Annotated in this window: 16 protein-coding genes; 7 read left to right on the forward strand and 9 right to left on the reverse strand. The window is 52.7% G+C overall.

Annotated elements, in window-relative coordinates:
- The first annotated feature begins 2 nt into the window (after positions 1 to 2).
- The gene (locus KJQ12_RS04425; protein WP_244860418.1) at positions 3 to 2,222 is read left to right on the forward strand and encodes an MMPL family transporter; all 2,220 of its coding nucleotides are present in this window, start codon (positions 3 to 5) and stop codon (positions 2,220 to 2,222) included.
- A 36-nt stretch (positions 2,223 to 2,258) separates the two neighbouring features.
- Here the strand turns inward: KJQ12_RS04425 and KJQ12_RS04430 are convergent, their stop codons facing one another.
- Complete coding sequence (locus KJQ12_RS04430; RefSeq protein ID WP_213483666.1) at positions 2,259 to 2,642, reverse strand: hypothetical protein; 384 nt, start codon at positions 2,640 to 2,642, stop codon at positions 2,259 to 2,261.
- A 97-nt stretch (positions 2,643 to 2,739) separates the two neighbouring features.
- Here KJQ12_RS04430 and KJQ12_RS04435 point away from each other — a divergent pair, with 97 nt between their 5' ends.
- Positions 2,740 to 3,204 (forward strand): copper amine oxidase N-terminal domain-containing protein, encoded by a 465-nt coding sequence (locus KJQ12_RS04435; protein WP_213483667.1) that lies wholly within the window; start codon positions 2,740 to 2,742, stop codon positions 3,202 to 3,204.
- Positions 3,205 to 3,272: 68 nt separating this feature from the next.
- Here the strand turns inward: KJQ12_RS04435 and KJQ12_RS04440 are convergent, their stop codons facing one another.
- From KJQ12_RS04440 to KJQ12_RS04455, 4 genes are all read right to left on the reverse strand, one after another.
- The gene (locus KJQ12_RS04440; protein WP_213483668.1) at positions 3,273 to 4,094 is read right to left on the reverse strand and encodes a hypothetical protein; all 822 of its coding nucleotides are present in this window, start codon (positions 4,092 to 4,094) and stop codon (positions 3,273 to 3,275) included.
- 58 nt (positions 4,095 to 4,152) lie between these two features.
- Complete coding sequence (locus KJQ12_RS04445) at positions 4,153 to 4,620, reverse strand: RNA polymerase sigma factor (protein ID WP_213483669.1); 468 nt, start codon at positions 4,618 to 4,620, stop codon at positions 4,153 to 4,155.
- Between the two features lie 125 nt (positions 4,621 to 4,745).
- Positions 4,746 to 4,931, reverse strand: coding sequence for a YvrJ family protein (locus KJQ12_RS04450; RefSeq protein WP_342344823.1), 186 nt, complete (start codon positions 4,929 to 4,931; stop codon positions 4,746 to 4,748).
- Positions 4,932 to 5,038: 107 nt separating this feature from the next.
- Positions 5,039 to 5,932 (reverse strand): copper amine oxidase N-terminal domain-containing protein, encoded by an 894-nt coding sequence (locus KJQ12_RS04455; protein ID WP_015253705.1) that lies wholly within the window; start codon positions 5,930 to 5,932, stop codon positions 5,039 to 5,041.
- 762 nt (positions 5,933 to 6,694) lie between these two features.
- Here KJQ12_RS04455 and KJQ12_RS19865 point away from each other — a divergent pair.
- From KJQ12_RS19865 to KJQ12_RS04475, 4 genes are all read left to right on the forward strand, one after another.
- Positions 6,695 to 6,856 (forward strand): terminase gpP N-terminus-related DNA-binding protein, encoded by a 162-nt coding sequence (locus KJQ12_RS19865; protein ID WP_213483670.1) that lies wholly within the window; start codon positions 6,695 to 6,697, stop codon positions 6,854 to 6,856.
- Positions 6,805 to 7,029, forward strand: coding sequence for a helix-turn-helix domain-containing protein (locus tag KJQ12_RS04465; RefSeq protein ID WP_213483671.1), 225 nt, complete (start codon positions 6,805 to 6,807; stop codon positions 7,027 to 7,029). Before KJQ12_RS19865 ends, KJQ12_RS04465 begins: the two co-directional genes overlap by 52 nt.
- A gap of 277 nt (positions 7,030 to 7,306) precedes the next feature.
- Positions 7,307 to 8,026, forward strand: a complete 720-nt coding sequence (locus KJQ12_RS04470) for a hypothetical protein (RefSeq protein ID WP_213483672.1) — start codon at positions 7,307 to 7,309, stop codon at positions 8,024 to 8,026.
- Between the two features lie 250 nt (positions 8,027 to 8,276).
- Entirely contained in the window at positions 8,277 to 9,356 is a 1,080-nt protein-coding gene (locus KJQ12_RS04475; RefSeq protein ID WP_015253703.1) for an acyltransferase, read from the forward strand.
- 106 nt (positions 9,357 to 9,462) lie between these two features.
- On the opposite strand, the gene KJQ12_RS04480 is transcribed toward KJQ12_RS04475, so the two are convergent.
- From KJQ12_RS04480 to KJQ12_RS04495, 4 genes are all read right to left on the reverse strand, one after another.
- A complete protein-coding gene (locus KJQ12_RS04480) occupies positions 9,463 to 11,199 on the reverse strand; it encodes a type 2 periplasmic-binding domain-containing protein (protein ID WP_213483673.1) in 1,737 nt (578 codons plus the stop codon).
- 108 nt (positions 11,200 to 11,307) lie between these two features.
- The gene (locus KJQ12_RS04485; protein ID WP_213483674.1) at positions 11,308 to 12,177 is read right to left on the reverse strand and encodes a carbohydrate ABC transporter permease; all 870 of its coding nucleotides are present in this window, start codon (positions 12,175 to 12,177) and stop codon (positions 11,308 to 11,310) included.
- Positions 12,178 to 12,192: 15 nt separating this feature from the next.
- Positions 12,193 to 13,128 (reverse strand): ABC transporter permease, encoded by a 936-nt coding sequence (locus KJQ12_RS04490; protein WP_213483675.1) that lies wholly within the window; start codon positions 13,126 to 13,128, stop codon positions 12,193 to 12,195.
- Between the two features lie 186 nt (positions 13,129 to 13,314).
- A complete protein-coding gene (locus KJQ12_RS04495; RefSeq protein ID WP_213483676.1) occupies positions 13,315 to 14,103 on the reverse strand; it encodes an AraC family transcriptional regulator in 789 nt (262 codons plus the stop codon).
- Positions 14,104 to 14,510: 407 nt separating this feature from the next.
- Here KJQ12_RS04495 and KJQ12_RS04500 point away from each other — a divergent pair, with 407 nt between their 5' ends.
- Positions 14,511 to 15,935 carry a transposase gene (locus KJQ12_RS04500; RefSeq protein ID WP_213483683.1) on the forward strand — a complete coding sequence of 475 codons (1,425 nt, stop codon included), beginning with the start codon at positions 14,511 to 14,513 and terminating at the stop codon, positions 15,933 to 15,935.
- The last annotated feature ends 463 nt before the right edge of the window (positions 15,936 to 16,398 follow it).

A 16,398-nucleotide genomic window follows, 5' to 3' on the forward strand; every position in this document is an offset into this window, starting at 1 on the left:
TCGTGACCAAACTCGGCATCTTCATCACCAAATCGAAAAGAGTCATCGCCGTCATGAGCATCATCCAGCTCGTGGTGCTGGCCGTCATCGGGACCGGCGGCGTGAACCGGTTGTCCTTGAGCCGCTGGGAGGTGCCCGGCTCGGAGTCCTACGAAGCCGGCAGATTGCTGGAACGGCAATTCGACGCCGGCAGCCCGAATCTTGTGCTGCTGGTCACCGCCAAATCCGGCTCGGTGGACGATCCGGCCGTACGGGAGGCGGGTCTGTCGCTGACGGCCGAGCTCACGGCGGAGCCGGCCGTGAAGAGAGCCGATTCCTACTGGCTGCGCGGCGGTTCCCCGACGCTTCGCAGTGAGGACGGCCGGCAGGCGCTCATCCTCGCCACCCTGAACGGCACCGTGACGGAAGCCCGAACGGCGCTGGGCGAACTGTCGCCGCGGTACATGCGCGACGACGGGCTTGTCCGGGTGGAGGTCGGCGGACAGGACGAAATTTTTCGTCAGGCCGCGGAACTTGCTCGGCAGGACTTCGTCCGCGCGGAGATGATCATCTTGCCCGGCGTGCTGCTGCTGCTCTTCCTCGTGTACCGCCGCTTCCGGGCGACGGCGCTGACGATCGGCGCGGGACTGTACGCGATGGTCGGCACACTCGCCGGCCTTGCGGGCCTCATCTCCTTCACCGAAGTGTCGACGTTCGCGTTGAATCTGGCGCTGGTGATGGGACTCGGGCTCGGCATCGACTACTCCCTGTTCATGATCACCCGCTTCCGGGAGGAACTCGCGGCGGGCCGGTCCGTGCAGGAAGCCGTGGTACGGACCGTGAACACGGCGGGCCGGACGGTGCTGTTCAGCGGGGTGACGGTGGCTGCCGCGTGCGCGGTGCTGTTCGTGTTCCCTTTCCCTTTTCTGCAATCCTTCGCTTACACCGGCGTGCTTGTCGTCCTGTTCGGGCTGATCGGTTCCGTCATCATCCTGCCGGCGTGGTTCGCCCTCCTCGGCGAGCGGCTTGCCCGCAAGCGCAAGGTACCCGCGGCGGCTGCCGAATCCCGGCCGGGCCGGTGGAACCGGTATGCGAAGCAGGTCATGAAACGGCCCGCGCTCTATGGCGCAGCCGCATCGGTGGCGCTGCTGCTGCTCGCATCCCCCGTGCTCCATCTGCGCTTCGGCCTGCCCGACCATCGCGTGCTGCCGCCCGACGTCAGCAGCCGCGTCGTGGAAGTTCAGAAGAACGCCAACTTCATTGCGGAGGAAACCGACGCGATTCAAGTGGTGGCTCCGGCAGCGGGTAACTCAGCGGATCCCGTCATGCTTGATGCAATCGGCGATTACGCCGCCCGCCTGTCGCGAATCGACGGCATCGTCCAGGTCGATTCACTGGCGGGTTCCTATGCGGACGGCACGCTGGTCATCGAACCGAACGCATCGCATGAGCGGTTTGCGGGGAGCTTCGGCGGCACCTATTTGACCGTCATCCCCTCCGGAGAAGCGATCAGCGAGCGGGCTTCGGAGATCGTGCGGGAAGTCCGGGCCGCGGTAGCGCCGTTCGAAGTGCTGGTCGGCGGATATCCGGCAGACTTGACCGATTTCCGGGATGCGCTGCTCGAACGGGTACCGCTGGCGCTCGCCCTCATTTTCCTGGTGACATTCGTCCTGCTGTTCCTGATGACCGGCAGCCTGCTCATTCCCTTCAAAGCCACGGTGCTCAATATGCTCAGTCTGACCATCATGTTCGGCGCGCTGGTGTGGGTGTTCCAGGATGGCAACCTGGCCGGCTTGCTCGGGTTCACCCCGGCCGGCTCGATCGAACCAAGCATTCCGATTCTCATGTTCTGCATCGCGTATGGCCTGTCGATGGACTATGAAGTGTTCATTCTCTCGCGAATCAAGGAGGAGTACGACCGGTCGGGGAATCTGGAAGAAGCGGTCGCGGGCGGATTGCAGAAGAGCGGTTCGCTGGTCACGACGGCCGCGGGCATTCTCGCCTTCACGTTCGCCGCGTACGCGTTCGGGGATATCGTTTTCCTGAAGATGCTGGGGGTTGGCATGACGCTGGCCATTCTCGTCGACGCCACGCTGATCCGGGCCGTGCTGGTGCCCGCCTTCATGAAGCTGGCCGGGCGCGCGAACTGGTGGCTGCCGAAGCCGCTGCGCGCCGTGTACAACCGGTTCGGCATTTCGGAGTCCGGCGAGGGGACAGTCGTGCAACAGCCGTTGGTGCATTGATCCTGCAGACACGGGAAAGCGGAGCCGGTGAACGGTTCACGGGCTCCGCTGTTCCGGTTGGGCGGCACCTTCCATGATCTTTCCCTCGATGCATGCTTTCGAAATCTCCATCGCGCGGATCAACGGTTCAAACTGATTGTATTTCGGGCTTCCTTGCTCATATTTGCGCTGCGCTTTCGTCGTCTTGTGGATGATCGATTGGACGGGCGGGAGCGCATCCCTCAGTTCCCGGCTTGTATAATTGGCCGATGGATCGTTGGTCAGAAGCGCCTTCGAGATTTGGAGCGCCTTGATCCTGTTCTTCAGCAGCGAGTGCCGGGACGATCCTTCCGTGAACTTCTGCTGCATTTTCTCGCATTTGGCGATGGTCGAGGTGAGCAAGGCAACGGTCCGCTCCAATTCTTCTTGGTTGAGTTCCATCAAGCTGCCTCCGAAATACAATCATTTAAAAATAAAGAAACTTTGTGCAGCATTCGAGCGTCTTCCCATATGTAAAATTTCTGATGCGAGGTGTCCTATGAAAAAGTTGTCGTTATGCGCCGCAGTGCTGCTTCTGTGCTTGCCGATGGCCGCATCCGCACAGGAAACAGATTATTCCTATTATACAAAATACGCCGTCAAAGTCATCCTGAATGGCGAGGAAATGGATTTCACGCCTCCGGCGATTGCCGTAAATGACAACACCATGGTGCCGTTCAGGCCGCTGTTTGAAGCCCTTGGTGCTGAAGTGATTTGGCAACCGGGCACGAAAACCATTACGGCAACCAAAGATGGTACTACAATCAAAATTACCATTGATAGTCAGACCGCTTATGTCAATGATGAGGAAGTGAAATTGACACAATCTCCTTTCACTTCCAAATACAAAGACGGGAATATGTACACTTTCGTGAACCTCAGATTCATCAGCGAGGCTCTGGGCGCCGTGGTCACATTTACGAAAGAACCCGTGCCGACCGTGTATATTCAGCACTGGGATTGACGCGCGGTTCAAGCATGGAAGATGAGATAGGGGCGCCGTGATGACGGGCGCCCCTTCTTCTTTATGCTTCAGGAAACATTCTTCAACCGTGCCGTCACGACCGTCTGCCCCAGCCGGTTGTTGTCGACTCTCACCTGGATGGCTTTCGTCGTCACATGGCCTTGCCTGTCCGTGATGGTAATGGTGATGGTGTCCTCCTTCAGATGATCCGGATAGTCTTCCAGATTCATATGCCCGATGGACGACCCGTTCTCCGCGGCAAGTTCCCGCTTCTCTTCTTCCGTCAAACTGTCAACATCAATGTCTATCGGATCATACCCGAATCCGTAGAATCGCGAGAAATTGTCCTCGGCGGCCCATTGGTACATGTTCCACGCCGTCCAGCGATACCAGATCTGATCGTAATCGTGGAAATCCTCATCGAAAGTCATCGTCATTTCCTTATCGTAGAGCAGATCGAAATCAGCGACGGACGTTTGGGTTTCTTCGTCGAAGTGCTGGTAATATTCCACGTTCCAATACTTCTCGTGCTGCGTCTTCGTCCAGTCCACCGCGTAGACATATTCATTTTCCGCCTTGATATGGATCGAGGCGATATTTTCTCCTTCAATGTAGAATTCCAGCCCGGGCCTGGAGTCGACATAGCTGACGGTTGTGACATGCTCATCCCGCTTCCCTTCCCGATCCGCCAACTTGAACACGGGGCCGTCTTCCCCGGCCTTCACGCTGATCGCGTAAGCGGGTGCCGCCTTTTCGAACGGAAGGTTGACCATGACCACCACCGCCAGCACAAGACCGACCGCGAAGCCCGCAGCCCGTCTCAACCGCCTGCCCGTCACCCGTCCCTTCATCGACCGGCGATTCAACCGCTCCCATATGTGCTGCTTCATTCGAGCTTTCTGCTCTTCATCCGGTGCCATCCCGTCAAATACAGCGCGCAGCCTTTCCTTAGTCAATAAAATCATCCCCCAACTCCAGCTTCAGGCGCTTCCGGGCATCCCTCATCCGTGTCTTGACGGTATTGATGTTCATTTTGAGCATTTTCGCAATCTCGAGCAGTTTGTAGCCTTCGTAATAGTACAGGTACAAAAGCAATCTGTGGTTGGGAGGGAGTCTGCGCATACCGTCCATCATCTCGTGCTGCGGCAAACGGTCGGCATGCTGCTCATCGGGCATGCCCGTTTCAAACTTGACGACCTTCTTCCTCCACCATCTGCGGTGTTCATTGCGGGCGGTGGCGATCAGCCAGGCTTTCTCGTGTTCAACACTTTGGAAGGTCATCTTGCTGCGCATGAGCTTGACGAACACGGACTGGGCCGCATCCTCGGCATCCTGTCTGTTGCCCATCATCGCGTAGCAAATGCGGTAGACGGTGTCGATATGGCGTTCATACAGTTCGCTGAATACAGATTCCATGGAATCGTTTGGCTTCATCCGAAAAGCAAATCCCTTCGATCACACGCAGCCAGGGACTTCCCGCCGCTCCCCCCCCCCTTTCATCTATTACACGAATGAGAGCAGGAGAAGGTTTGCGGATTGCGTTAGTTTTTTCGCATTTCCTCTTTGATCACGTGAAGCAACTCCAATATCCTGTCGTTAAACATCTCGATCTTCTTCTCGAACCGGATAAGCAGATAACAGGTAAGCACGATCGGAAACCCAAAGTTGGAGATCGATGTCGTGATCAAGGTCATCAACTGCGTGTCTTCCAATATCATCACCCCCATTCCATATGTGCCTGCATCTTATTAAGTAAAGAGAACATGAAATAACAACCATTACGGCCGGAACAATAAAAAAAAAGAGACCTGCTGCGGTCTCTTCATGCGTTCTGTTATTTCACTTGATCAATCCGAACCTCATCCGGTATCGGCTGAACAGCGTTGGCCATGGGCGAATCAACGTATTTGCCGGGTCGGGTGTTGCCGTGAAGCATTTCACCGCCGCCTTCTTTCCAATAGTGAACGACATCCGACTGAAACCGGTCCAGATTGAAATAAACTCTGGACTTCTCCTCCGGGGGACGGACTCCTCTTTCCTGGGCGTAAACGCCTTGCTCGGCTCCCAACACCCCTTCCCACACCAGACGCTTCACATCATGCTTGATTTCGTAATAAGAAAGCAGATTTCCCCATTCATAATAGTATCGAAGCGCCTCTCCTTCCGGAAAAATGAACGTATGGGAATGCATCTCTCCTGTACTGCCAAGCGTGTTGACGTCCTCGGTGGGCAAGGAGATCGCAATTTTTCTGGCCTCCACCAGATCATCACCATGGTAAAGCGCTTCATACATCTCCTTCTTGTCGGCGCTGCGGATCACAACCGAGTTGATCTCCGGAAGCCATTTCACGTCCGCCTGGAACGCTTCGCTGACAAAGCGAACCGGAACATAGACCCGGTCTTTGATCAATCGGGCAGGCACGTCCAGCGTCATCGTCGTGTCGCCCAGCATGGCCGACTTGCTTCCTACTGTAAGTACCAGCTTACTTTTGGCTTGGGGCGAGGCAACGGTCACCTGTTTCGTCTCGTGATTCCATTGCAAGTCCAGATTCAGCTTCTTGAGCGATGCCAAGGCAACCAGCATCCGTCCATTTACGAGTACGGGAGCCGCGTCCGTATTCATTTTTTCGCTGTTGATGTACAGATGGACTTCATCAGCGGCCTGCAATGGCAGTGTAAAAGCAAGCAGCGACAGAGCAGCGATCAGACAGGCAACAATTTTCTTCACAGCTTTTCCTTCCTCCATCCTAATCTGTAGTTCCGCATGATCCGTTATCCACTCCGGAATCCATTCTACATAACAGACGCTCAAATTGAGCTAAAGTTTCTTTAAAAAGCAAAATCCGGATATTAATCCTTTTTAATGTTGGCTCTGTGGACCAAGGCTTCAATCCGCTGCCACTTGCCTGTATAAAAATGCAAGCCTTGATTAATGACCGCAGCACCTTGAAGGAAAAACAGGAGGGGACATCTACCGCTTCTTTTGGCGACTAATGGCCAGAGTATAGAGGGCAGTTATATGATTTATAAAAAGCGCTCCACATGGAGAAAGGGATTTAGACACTAATATGGAATTATATAGAATATATAATCCTCGAAAGGGGGGGGCATGACATTAACTTCCCTGCTGGCCCCAAGCAACTACCCACCGAATGAAAGTCCAAATGAAGCCGCTGCACTCGACAGAGAACCCGGACACACACCTGCGGCCAATGTTTTCAAAATATTTTAATTATTCATTGTATTTTGACGGTTGTAGTTTGGCCGCATTTTTTTACTAGTTAAGTGAACGGGGGTGGTGAATCATGAATGCTCAGCAAAGTAAAAGTCTGGAAAGCTTTCGTCAAGGCTTGAGGGGATTTGCGTGGAGACTGCAATACAGCTCGAAGGTCAGGCATTCCAAGGAGTCTCTCTCTTTGGACGAACGGCATTACGGCTACTACTTCACATCCGATGTCTTCACGACAATTTATATCAAGGAATGCTGTTGATGATTCCATCTGAGAAAGCGCGGTACATTGTCAAAAGGTTGTATCTGGATGGATATACGGAAAAAGAAGTCGCAACCGAACTCCAGTTGAGCCAACAGGCGGTGAGCAAATGGAAAAAGAAAGCATTCAAAACCATCCGGGAGAACATGAACACGCACTGATCCTCATCAAGCAGGCGCGAGACGGGGACAAGCAAGCGATTGAACAGGTGTTGCAGTTGTTTGATACGGATATCCGTTACCTGGCGCAGTTCATCAAGATGCCCAGAGAAGATGCGATACAAGAATTGGTCACCGAACTGATCGCCATGATCAAGAGGGACAATATTGAGTAACGTTAAAGGAAAATGGAACATGCTCATGAATCGATAACGCCGTCACCTTCTTGGAACAAAGGCCAAGAGCGTGGCGGCGCATGCATTTATTCCGCCTATTTGCAGATTCAAGCGGTGCGTTAGCGAAAAAAATTTTATGGTTTGGTTGTGAGAAGCGCATGGGGATTTCCTATAAGGGTGAAGAGATGAACAATACGATTTCGCCGGTCAGGGATGGAGCGGCCGGAATCGCATCCCTATTGTTCACGCTTCAAAGGTCTCATGATAGAGGACACGAATGGTATTGATTATCAACGGCCCCGTAAAGCCGGTGGTCTTTAAGTCCGGTTTATATGATAAAGAGGAGGATATTGTAACCATGAGCCATCTTACGGAATATGCAAAAATTGTGCGAATCAAAACTGGCAATCTTAGTGACAAAGGGTTTAAAGCAAAATTGACTTTGCCGAACGGCAAAACCTTGCCGCGGATTTGGGACTATATCAACTTCTATGTTGGCATTGATGGTTATGAATGCGGTCTGTCTTGCAGAGACCAGAATGATTGGAAGCAGAATGGTGTATTGAAGTGGCGTATTTTTGCGAACGGGGAAGGATCGACGACCTATGGCAGCTTGTATGCTGACGGTTCTACCGTTACAATCTCAATTGAATTGAATGATCAGAAGAAGGTCGTTTACAAGGTTAACGATGTTGTTGTGAGAACATTCAATAATACAGTCACAAATGTTGCGAACTCTGCACGACTGGTCTTTGCCTCTTATCAATCGACAGGGGTTACACCTCCGCTGCAACCATGGAGTGTTTTTCACAATCAAGTCAGAGCCTTTGAAATGAAATATAAAAACAGCTCCAATAGTTGGGTACCCTTCACAAATGGCAATAACGTTGAGGTGGAAGAGTGGCCGACAAACCTCCCCAGTCCTGACGGGAAGAAATACGTTGTAGATAAGACGTGGATTGGCAACGCTGATATCTACGCATCTTTGAAAGCATAAGCATCTTATTGATCAATACCACCAAACTGTTGGCAAGGCCCCGCTTTTAAGGGGCTTTGCTTTATTCCATCTTTGATCGGGTGGTAAATAGATTATGATTTTGTTATAATTTAGGATATTGACCTAGAGAGAGGGATTTTGGTCCGATTAAAGGGGAAGCCTTGTCCATCATTGAAAGGAGGAGTCATTCGGGTCCTGTCCTGTCAACCGCCTCGTGCTTACGCTAATCCGAATCGTTGGAGGCGTTCTGGTGAATAACTTACCAAAATCGAGGATTGAATACCTCAGCTTTTATCGTGCATTTGCGATATTGGCTGTCATCATGATTCATGTCACTTCCTTCCCGCTGATACGTGTCCAGCAAGGCTCGTGGAAACACGATTTCTACTTCATATTGAACACTTCCAGCCAGTTTGCTGTACCGGCGTTCCTTTTTCTGAATGGCTTTCTGCTGTTCTATAACTACTACGCCATGCATGGACGGGGATGGATCGCAACCTTCTACAGGAAGCGAATACTGTACATTCTGATTCCGTATTTGGCATGGTCGCTGTTTTATTATCTGTTTTGGCAATATCAAACCCAGGGCAACGCATGGCTGAATGCGGATCAGTTTATGATCAGGCTCATTACGGGCAATAACTACACGCATCTGTATTTCTTCATCATCATTATCCAGTTTTATGTGTTATTTCCCGCTCTGGTTCATATCGTTCAACATGCCAAACTTGACAAATGGCTCATCCTTATTGCACTTGTGTCTCAAGTGATCTTCTTCATCCTCAACAACCACTGGCTCCATATCCAAAGGACTGGCGTGCTGTTTATTTCATACTTCCTGCAGTTTTGTGCGGGGGCCTATGTGGGGATGCATTATGAACATGCCGTTGGCAAGTTGATCAAGAAGAAGTGGGCGATTACAGCTCTTTTTATGGTCGGATCTCTGCTCTATATCTTTGCCGGGAAGGTGTACTTCCACTGGCTTCCGGCACTTCTGCCGTATAAGGCTTACCTGAACCAGGTCATCTATTTGTGGTTTACGCTTGCAGCAAGTGCATTTCTGCTGCTGCTGGCAAACCGGATATACAACGTGGATGCCATGACATGGGTAAAACGCGCTTTGAACAGCATCGGCGCAGCTTCATTTGTCATTTTTCTGTCGCATCCGTTCTTTCTTGCACTGTGGCGGAAATATGTGGTTGACAGGTTCGGCGCTTACTATCACTATTTGACTCTTCTGGGATTCGTGGTTGTGCTGCTTTGCTCGTGGGGGAGTTATCTTCTGCTGGCGAAATATAGACGATATACATGGTGGATAACCGGAAAATGATTTTTACGATGGCAGATTCCGCCGATAACAGGCAATAAAAACCCGGAGGCTTGCACGAAGCAAACCTCCGGGTTTCTTCATGATCGCCGGCTGCGCGTCAGCCGCGTCAATCCAGCATCGTCTTGTCGCCGTAGAATTCTTCCCATTTCGCCTTGCGCTCGTCGATGATCGCCTGACCGCCGGATCTGAGGTAATCCTCGAAGCCGGAGTCATAGACTTTGTCGAAATCCGAGACAGGCGCCACAATCGCCTTGTTCAGGACTGTATCGCGCTTCTCCTTGAGCGCTTGGCCCACGCCGTTTTCCGCTTTGATCTCGCCCACGTTGACGTTCTTGCCGACTCTGCCTTCATTGATGGAAGCCTGATATGCGATCTCAATGTACCGCTTGTCGACGCCGGCATAGCCGTTCGCGATCGACTTGACGGTGAGATCGGGATCGCCCAGGTCGAGGCCGTTGACCGTAATCGTATAGTCGATGTTGTTCGGCGAGTTCATGATCTTCTCGCCCGTAGCGGCCAGCGCCTTGTAGGAACCGTCCGGCATCTTCTCGTGGGTGACGCCTTCCTCGCCGAATTGCAGGAAGAACCGGTTTTCGAACTTGGAAATCCAGTTCAGATAGAGCAGCGAAGCGATCGGTTCCTTGTTCGTCGCCGGGAAGAAGATCTTCCGGTCGATCGGCGGCGACAGGAACTTACGGTAGACGCCGGCGTCGTTCGGGAACGTTTCGATGGCGACAAACGCCGCGTCCGGGCCGACCATACGCTGCAGGCTGGCATGGATGCTGTCTTCGCCGTTGCGGTACGGGTAGTCCCAGTTGTGAATGAACGCGCCGACGTAGCCCGCTTTCATCAGGTTGTCTTCCGTCGGGTCTCCTGCGGGATACAGCGAGAAGTCTTTCCAGATCAGCCCTTCATGGTACCATTTGTTCAGGACCCGGATGGCTTCCTTGTAATTCGGGAGCAGGAATTTCCGATCATCAAAGCCGTAAACAAAGAGGTCCTTGTCCGTAATGTCGTCGGGCACGAACGACGTTGTCAGGTGGTCCGCGCGCCAGCCGACGTCAAAGCTGATCGCGAACGGAATCATCTTGTCCGCCTGGTCGCCCAGCAGCAGGGAAGCGTTGTCCCGGAACGCCTTCAGCATGTTCTCGAATTCTTCCAGGTTTGTGGGCGCTTCCATGTTGAGCTTCTTCAGCCAGTCTTCACGCACGAACGTGTTGATGCGGTTCAGAACGGCAAGCCGTGCCTCGAGGGCCCAGATGGTGCCGGTCTTCGGATCCTGGTCCCAATAGATGTTGGTATCCGTCAGCAGATCCCACAGATCCGGAAGAATGTCTTTGGCCTCTTCCAGATAAGGCGCCAGGTCAAGCACGCCGCCCATGTTCGCGTACGTCTGGATCGTCGGGTAAGAGTAGGTGACGCTGATGTCCGGCGCCTGGTTCGCCGCCAGCAGGTTGTTGATGACTTCGCCCTCCGTCCAGCGCGGTACGGGGACAAACTCGACTTCCACGTTGTGGTCGCGAAGCATGCCTTCCTTGATATAATCCGTATAGAAGTTGTCCTCCGGCGGGGTGCCGCCGTCATTGCCGCGGTCGTAAATTTCGACCGTAATCTTGCGGGTCTCCTTGAAGCGCAGGTTCTCATCGAGACCCCATTTCTCCAGTTTGGAATCCGAGCTGCCGCCCGAATTGCCCGAGCTTCCCTCCGAACCGGAGTTGCCCGTGTTCGGCGTGCTGTTTGTCGCGTTCGACGAACCGGAATTGTTCTTGCTGCATCCCGCGAGTACCAGCACGGATGCCAGAACGAATGTCAGGATGGACATCACGATACGGCGAGATCTCATCTTCGCTCCCCCTCACATGCTCATTAACTGGAATTTTATATAAAAATTGACAGTGTCAGTGACAAAGTCAATTTTTACCCCGCTGCAGGCTTCAACTTTCCGGATTTCTTACCCTTTGACGGCTCCGAGCGTGACGCCCGAGATGAAATATCGCTGCAGCCACGGATACACGAACAGGATCGGCACCGTCGCGAACATGACCGTTGCCGCTTTGATCGTTTCGGACAAGCCCGGAGTCGAGAAGCCTTCCTGCGTGGCCACCTCAATGCTGTTGATGCTGTTCAGGATGTTGTACAGCAAAAGCTGGATCGGGTAATATTTCCTGTCGTTCATGTACATCAGCGCGTCCGAGAAGCCGTTCCACCGGCCCACCGCATAGAACAGCGCCAACGTGGCGAGTACGGGCGTGGACAGCGGCAGATAGACGTTGAAGAGGACCCGCAGCGGACCCGCTCCGTCGATTTCCGCCGACTCTCGGAGACTTTCCGGTATCGTGTACAAGAAGCTGCGCAAGATGATGACATAGAACACGCTGATGCAGTTCGGAATGATCAGGACCAGCGGATTGTTGAGCAGGTGCAGCTCCTTCAGCAGCAGGTACATCGGGATGGTGCCCGCGTTGAAGTACATCGTGAACAGAATGAGCGCGACGAAAAACTTCTTCCCCTTCAGGTTGTCATAGATGAGCGGGTAGGCGCACAAGATCGTCATGAACAGGGACCAGATCGTGCAGATCACGGTCAGGATGGCCGTCCATGCCAGCGACCAGGTGTACTTGGAGTCCCCCAGCACGGTCGTGTATGCATCGAAGTTCAGTCCTTTCGGCCAGAGCAGCACCTCATTCTTGATCAGGGCGTCCGCCGAACTCAAGGAACGTGCCAATATGGTCAGCACCGGCAGAAGACAGACGAAAATCAGAATCAGACAGATGAATACGACAACCCAGTCCCCGATTTTGGCGCTTTTTGTTTTGACCATGATGCTGCAGCCCTCCTACCAAATGCCGCGTTCGCCGAATCTCTTGGCCAGAGCGTTGGCCGCGAACAGGAAGATGACGCACACTACGGACTGGAACAGCCCGACAGCGGTGGAAAGCGAGAATTGCAATCCGCGAATACCGTAGTTGTACACGAAGATCGAAATGACGTTCGACACATCGGTGACCAGCTTGTTGCTGAGCGCATATGGCCGGTCAAATTCGCTGCTCAGAATTTGGCCGAGGCTCAGAATCAGCAGCACGATGATCGTGGGACGAAGACCGGGCAGCGTCACATGCCAGATCTTGCGGAAACGTCCCGCTCCGTCAACCGATGCGGCCTCGTACAGCTCCGGATTGATGCCGGTGATGGCAGCCAGATAGATGATGGTGTTCCAGCCGACGCTCTGCCAGATGCCGAGCACCACGTACGTGCCCACCCAGTAAACGGGATCGTTCAGGAACGGGATCGAATCGAAGCCCATTCGGTTCAGCAGAATGTTGATCAGCCCGTTCGTCGGGGCCAGCAGCTGGAGCGCCATGCCGGAAATGATGACCCACGACAGGAAGTGGGGCAGATAGACGACGGTTTGGGTGAACCTTTTAAAGCGCTTAAATACCAGTTCATTCAAAATCAGGGCGAGAATGATGGGCGCCGGGAAACCGAAGATCAGGTCCAGGAAGTTCAGCATCAGGGTGTTTCTCAGCGCATAGATAAAGTCCCGGTTGGAGAATGCCTGAATAAAGTATTCGAAGCCGTTGTTGTCCGCCCATTTCATCTCCCAGGGACTTTGGACAATGCTGTACTCCTTGAACGCGATCTGAATGTAGTGCATCGGGATATAGCGGAATGTGATAAAAAACGCGATCGGAAGAATCAGCATCGCATACAGGACCCAGTAGCGTCGCAGATAGCTCAATGTTTTATTCCAGTTCATCGCGGATGTCGACATGGATGTCTCAGTGCCTCCTTCAACATTTGGCGGCCCTTGTCTGTTCCATTTTCCATCATGGCACCGGCTTGCCTGTAAGCGTTGCCATCCTCTAACACAATTTAGCATCGGGGTTAACGCCCGACAATAGCCGGAATTTAGTTAACCGTGGCTGATTAAAGATAATTTTTTTTTAACGGCCGGCTGCTAGGCCCGGAGACAGTGCGACGGCGTGTAGCCTTTGATCATCTTGAATTGCTTCCGGAAGTGGGATAAATCTTTATATCCGCAGCGCTCCGCGGCTTCGCTCACGTTGCACTCGCCGTTCTGCAGCATGTCCTGCGCGTGGTTGATTCTGGTCTGCGCCAGATATTGATGGACCAGCATCCCCGTCTCTTTCTTGAATAAAGCCCCGAAATAGACGGCATTGAGCCCTACCATATCGGCCAGTTCTTTCACCGTAATATTGCTCGCGTAGTTTTCGGAGATATAGCTGATGGCCTTCTTCACCCGGTAGTCCGTGCTGGCGGAGTCTTTTTTCAGGAGAATCAGTTCAATGAGCCGATGGATGATGACGAGCAGGAGCCCCCGGGTTTTGATGAGATAGCCGGCCTCTTTGCGCACCCAGGCGTTGGACAGCTCGCGGAAGAGCCCGATGAGGTCGCTCTTGATCCCGATGTGCGATACGAGAGGAAGCGGCAGATCGGCCATCTGACCGTTCATGTCGTAGAGTTTGAAGTTGGCGGAGTACAGATGCATCAGGTCGTCGACGGTGCTGTGGGCCTTGCGGAGGCTTCCCGTGGGCACGCACAGCAGATCTCCGCGTCTCACCTCGTGCGGCACCCCGTTGATGGTATAAATCCCTCTGCCTTCGACGACATAGGTGATATCGTAGAACGAAATGACGTTCTCCGCAATTTCCCATGACGGCGTGCATTTTCTGTAGATCAAATAGCCGATATCGGGAACCAGTTGGTCGTTGATTTCCAACGCCATGTTTCATCCCTCCCGGAAAGACCTTTAATTTGAACCCATTTACTATCTTTCTACCTTTCAACCTTGGTGTCAACAAAACACAGCATGCCCTCGAAGGCAAATGTTGGAGACCGGCTTGCGGCGCAGACGCATTGGCCTGGGAACTGAACATGACAGGGTTGAATTAAACAAAAAGAGAGGCCATCAGCCTCTCTCGAGTTCCGTGTGCGTTGTTTGTTACTTAATCCCTATATACTGGACAGTGAAAAGTTCTTGTCGAAAAATCGTCACATAGCAAAATAACCCAATCAAGCGAATCTGTAGTATCTTTAAGGCTCCGACACCAGAAAGGAGATCAGATCGCAAGAGAGGGTTACAAGAGTAGTGTACCCGATTTCGTTACGATCGACCAGTCCATGTTGAAATTGATGAATGAAGTTCTATGTGCATTTCGAGCTTGCTTTTCCCGCGTCGCCGCCTTCGAGTGGTTCGTTGTCATCGTTGTCGGTTTGATGGTTCGTTCCGATCATCTCGGTGTCACTTCCATCGTCCGGGATCTGGCGCTGCATCCGCGTCATTACGAGTCGATGATCCATTTCTTTCGTTCTTCCGCCTGGTCGCCGGGATCGCTGCGGCTCGCCTGGCAGAAGGTCGTTCATCGCTTCGCTCCGCTCCTGTACGTGCGCGGACGTGTCGTTCTCGTCGGCGACGGGATGAAGCAGGCCAAAGAAGGACGGCATATGCCGGGCGTGAAGAAGCTACATCAGGAATCCGAAAATGTCTCCAAAGGCGAGTATATCTTCGGTCATTTGTTCGGCGCCATCGGCATTCTGGCGGGCGCGCCGCAAAAATGGTTCTGCCTGCCCCTGTTCATGAATCTGCAGGATGGCGTGAAAGCGATCTTCGGATGGGCGAACGGCTCCGAGGAGCGTCAGGCTTCCCATGTCGTGCAAATGGTCGAACAGGCCTTCGTCGCCGCTCGCACCTTTGGCGGGGCGCTGCTTCTGTTGGACCGGTATTTCCTGTCCATCTCTGCGCTGCAGCGGTTGACCGAAGGAAATCGGGCCAGCGATGCACGCATGCATCTCGTCACCAAAGCGAAAATGAATGCGGTCGCCTATGAGAGACCGGAACCGAAGAAACCGGGCCGCGGCCGTCCGCCGAAGAAAGGCAAGATGCTGCGGCTCGCCGAGCTGTTCCAAACGCGCGCGGCCGATTTTCAAACTGCTGTCATGACGATCTATGGCAAGGAAGAAACCGTCTCCTTCCTGTGTCTGGATTTGTTATGGGGGCAGGGCCTCTATCAAGAGCTGCGCTTTGTCCTCGTTCGATACGGCGACCGCCTTTCGATTCTCGTCAGCACCGATCTGGCGCTGGATGCGACGGAGATCATCACACTGTACGGATACCGTTTCAAGATTGAATGCACGTTTCGGGAAATGAAGCAAGTGATCGGCGCGTTCGGCTATCGCTTCTGGAGCGCGTCGATGCCGAAGCTGAACCGCTACCGCCGCAAAGGAGAGACGGATCCGCTGGAGCAGGTGACAAACGAGTCGGCTCGGAAACGGATTCGGTTGACTCTCCGGGCCATCGAAGGCTTCGTCATGTGCAGTGTCATCGCGACAGGCATCGTGCAGCTTCTCGCGCTACGCTTTTCCGGTCGTACGCCTGCGCTGTTCTTCCGCTATCTGCGCACGCCTTCCAGGTCGATCGTGTCGGAGGCGACGGTCGTCGCTTACTTGCGCCAATCGCTTTTTCGCTTGTTTGCTCAAAACCCGCATCTGGCGCTAACCCGAATAATTCGTTCCAAGCAGCAATCGGCCCATCCGGATGCGGATTCGCTTGCTTCTTAAATGTGAAAACTTTTCACTGTCCAGCCTATATACAGTTTTGAAATACTTCCATACAGAGTTTAATCTGCTCTGAATATTTCACTAAATCTTTTTCAATGTCGTAAATGAAAACATTAATTTTTTCGTTTTGCGGAGCCGATGCTTTTTTACTGTTGTAAAAATTCACGAACTCTTCTGCACTGTAACCATCAATGTCCTCAATGCCAATGGTTGATATTAAAATAGCTGTGCATGTTTGTAACTTTTTAAGGACTTCCAATTCCCAACTAGTCATTAAATTTTCATAATTAGAAATAGCTTTATCACATTCTCTCTTTATCTCGTATATATTAGTTACATATCTAACGAATAGATTTAGAGGATCTTTAACTGGTGGAGAGTCAAGCAACAATCTATTTTGTTGCTTAACTCAACTTTCGCAGCTTAATTTTCCAAACAAACCCTTGATATAATTGGGCAAACT

Source organism: Thermobacillus xylanilyticus (assembly GCF_907165215.1).
Lineage (GTDB): Bacteria > Bacillota > Bacilli > Paenibacillales > Paenibacillaceae > Thermobacillus > Thermobacillus xylanilyticus.

Coding starts and splice junctions, on each gene's coding strand:
- KJQ12_RS04430 (WP_213483666.1), bottom strand. CDS start 2,642: ATGGAACTCAACCAAGAAGAATTGGAGCGGACCGTTGCCTTGCTCACC.
- KJQ12_RS04435 (WP_213483667.1), top strand. CDS start 2,740: ATGAAAAAGTTGTCGTTATGCGCCGCAGTGCTGCTTCTGTGCTTGCCG.
- KJQ12_RS04440 (WP_213483668.1), bottom strand. CDS start 4,094: ATGAAGCAGCACATATGGGAGCGGTTGAATCGCCGGTCGATGAAGGGA.
- KJQ12_RS04445 (WP_213483669.1), bottom strand. CDS start 4,620: ATGGAATCTGTATTCAGCGAACTGTATGAACGCCATATCGACACCGTC.
- KJQ12_RS04450 (WP_342344823.1), bottom strand. CDS start 4,931: ATGGGGGTGATGATATTGGAAGACACGCAGTTGATGACCTTGATCACG.
- KJQ12_RS19865 (WP_213483670.1), top strand. CDS start 6,695: ATGATTCCATCTGAGAAAGCGCGGTACATTGTCAAAAGGTTGTATCTG.
- KJQ12_RS04465 (WP_213483671.1), top strand. CDS start 6,805: ATGGAAAAAGAAAGCATTCAAAACCATCCGGGAGAACATGAACACGCA.
- KJQ12_RS04470 (WP_213483672.1), top strand. CDS start 7,307: ATGGTATTGATTATCAACGGCCCCGTAAAGCCGGTGGTCTTTAAGTCC.
- KJQ12_RS04480 (WP_213483673.1), bottom strand. CDS start 11,199: ATGAGATCTCGCCGTATCGTGATGTCCATCCTGACATTCGTTCTGGCA.
- KJQ12_RS04485 (WP_213483674.1), bottom strand. CDS start 12,177: ATGGTCAAAACAAAAAGCGCCAAAATCGGGGACTGGGTTGTCGTATTC.
- KJQ12_RS04490 (WP_213483675.1), bottom strand. CDS start 13,128: ATGTCGACATCCGCGATGAACTGGAATAAAACATTGAGCTATCTGCGA.
- KJQ12_RS04495 (WP_213483676.1), bottom strand. CDS start 14,103: ATGGCGTTGGAAATCAACGACCAACTGGTTCCCGATATCGGCTATTTG.
- KJQ12_RS04500 (WP_213483683.1), top strand. CDS start 14,511: ATGAATGAAGTTCTATGTGCATTTCGAGCTTGCTTTTCCCGCGTCGCC.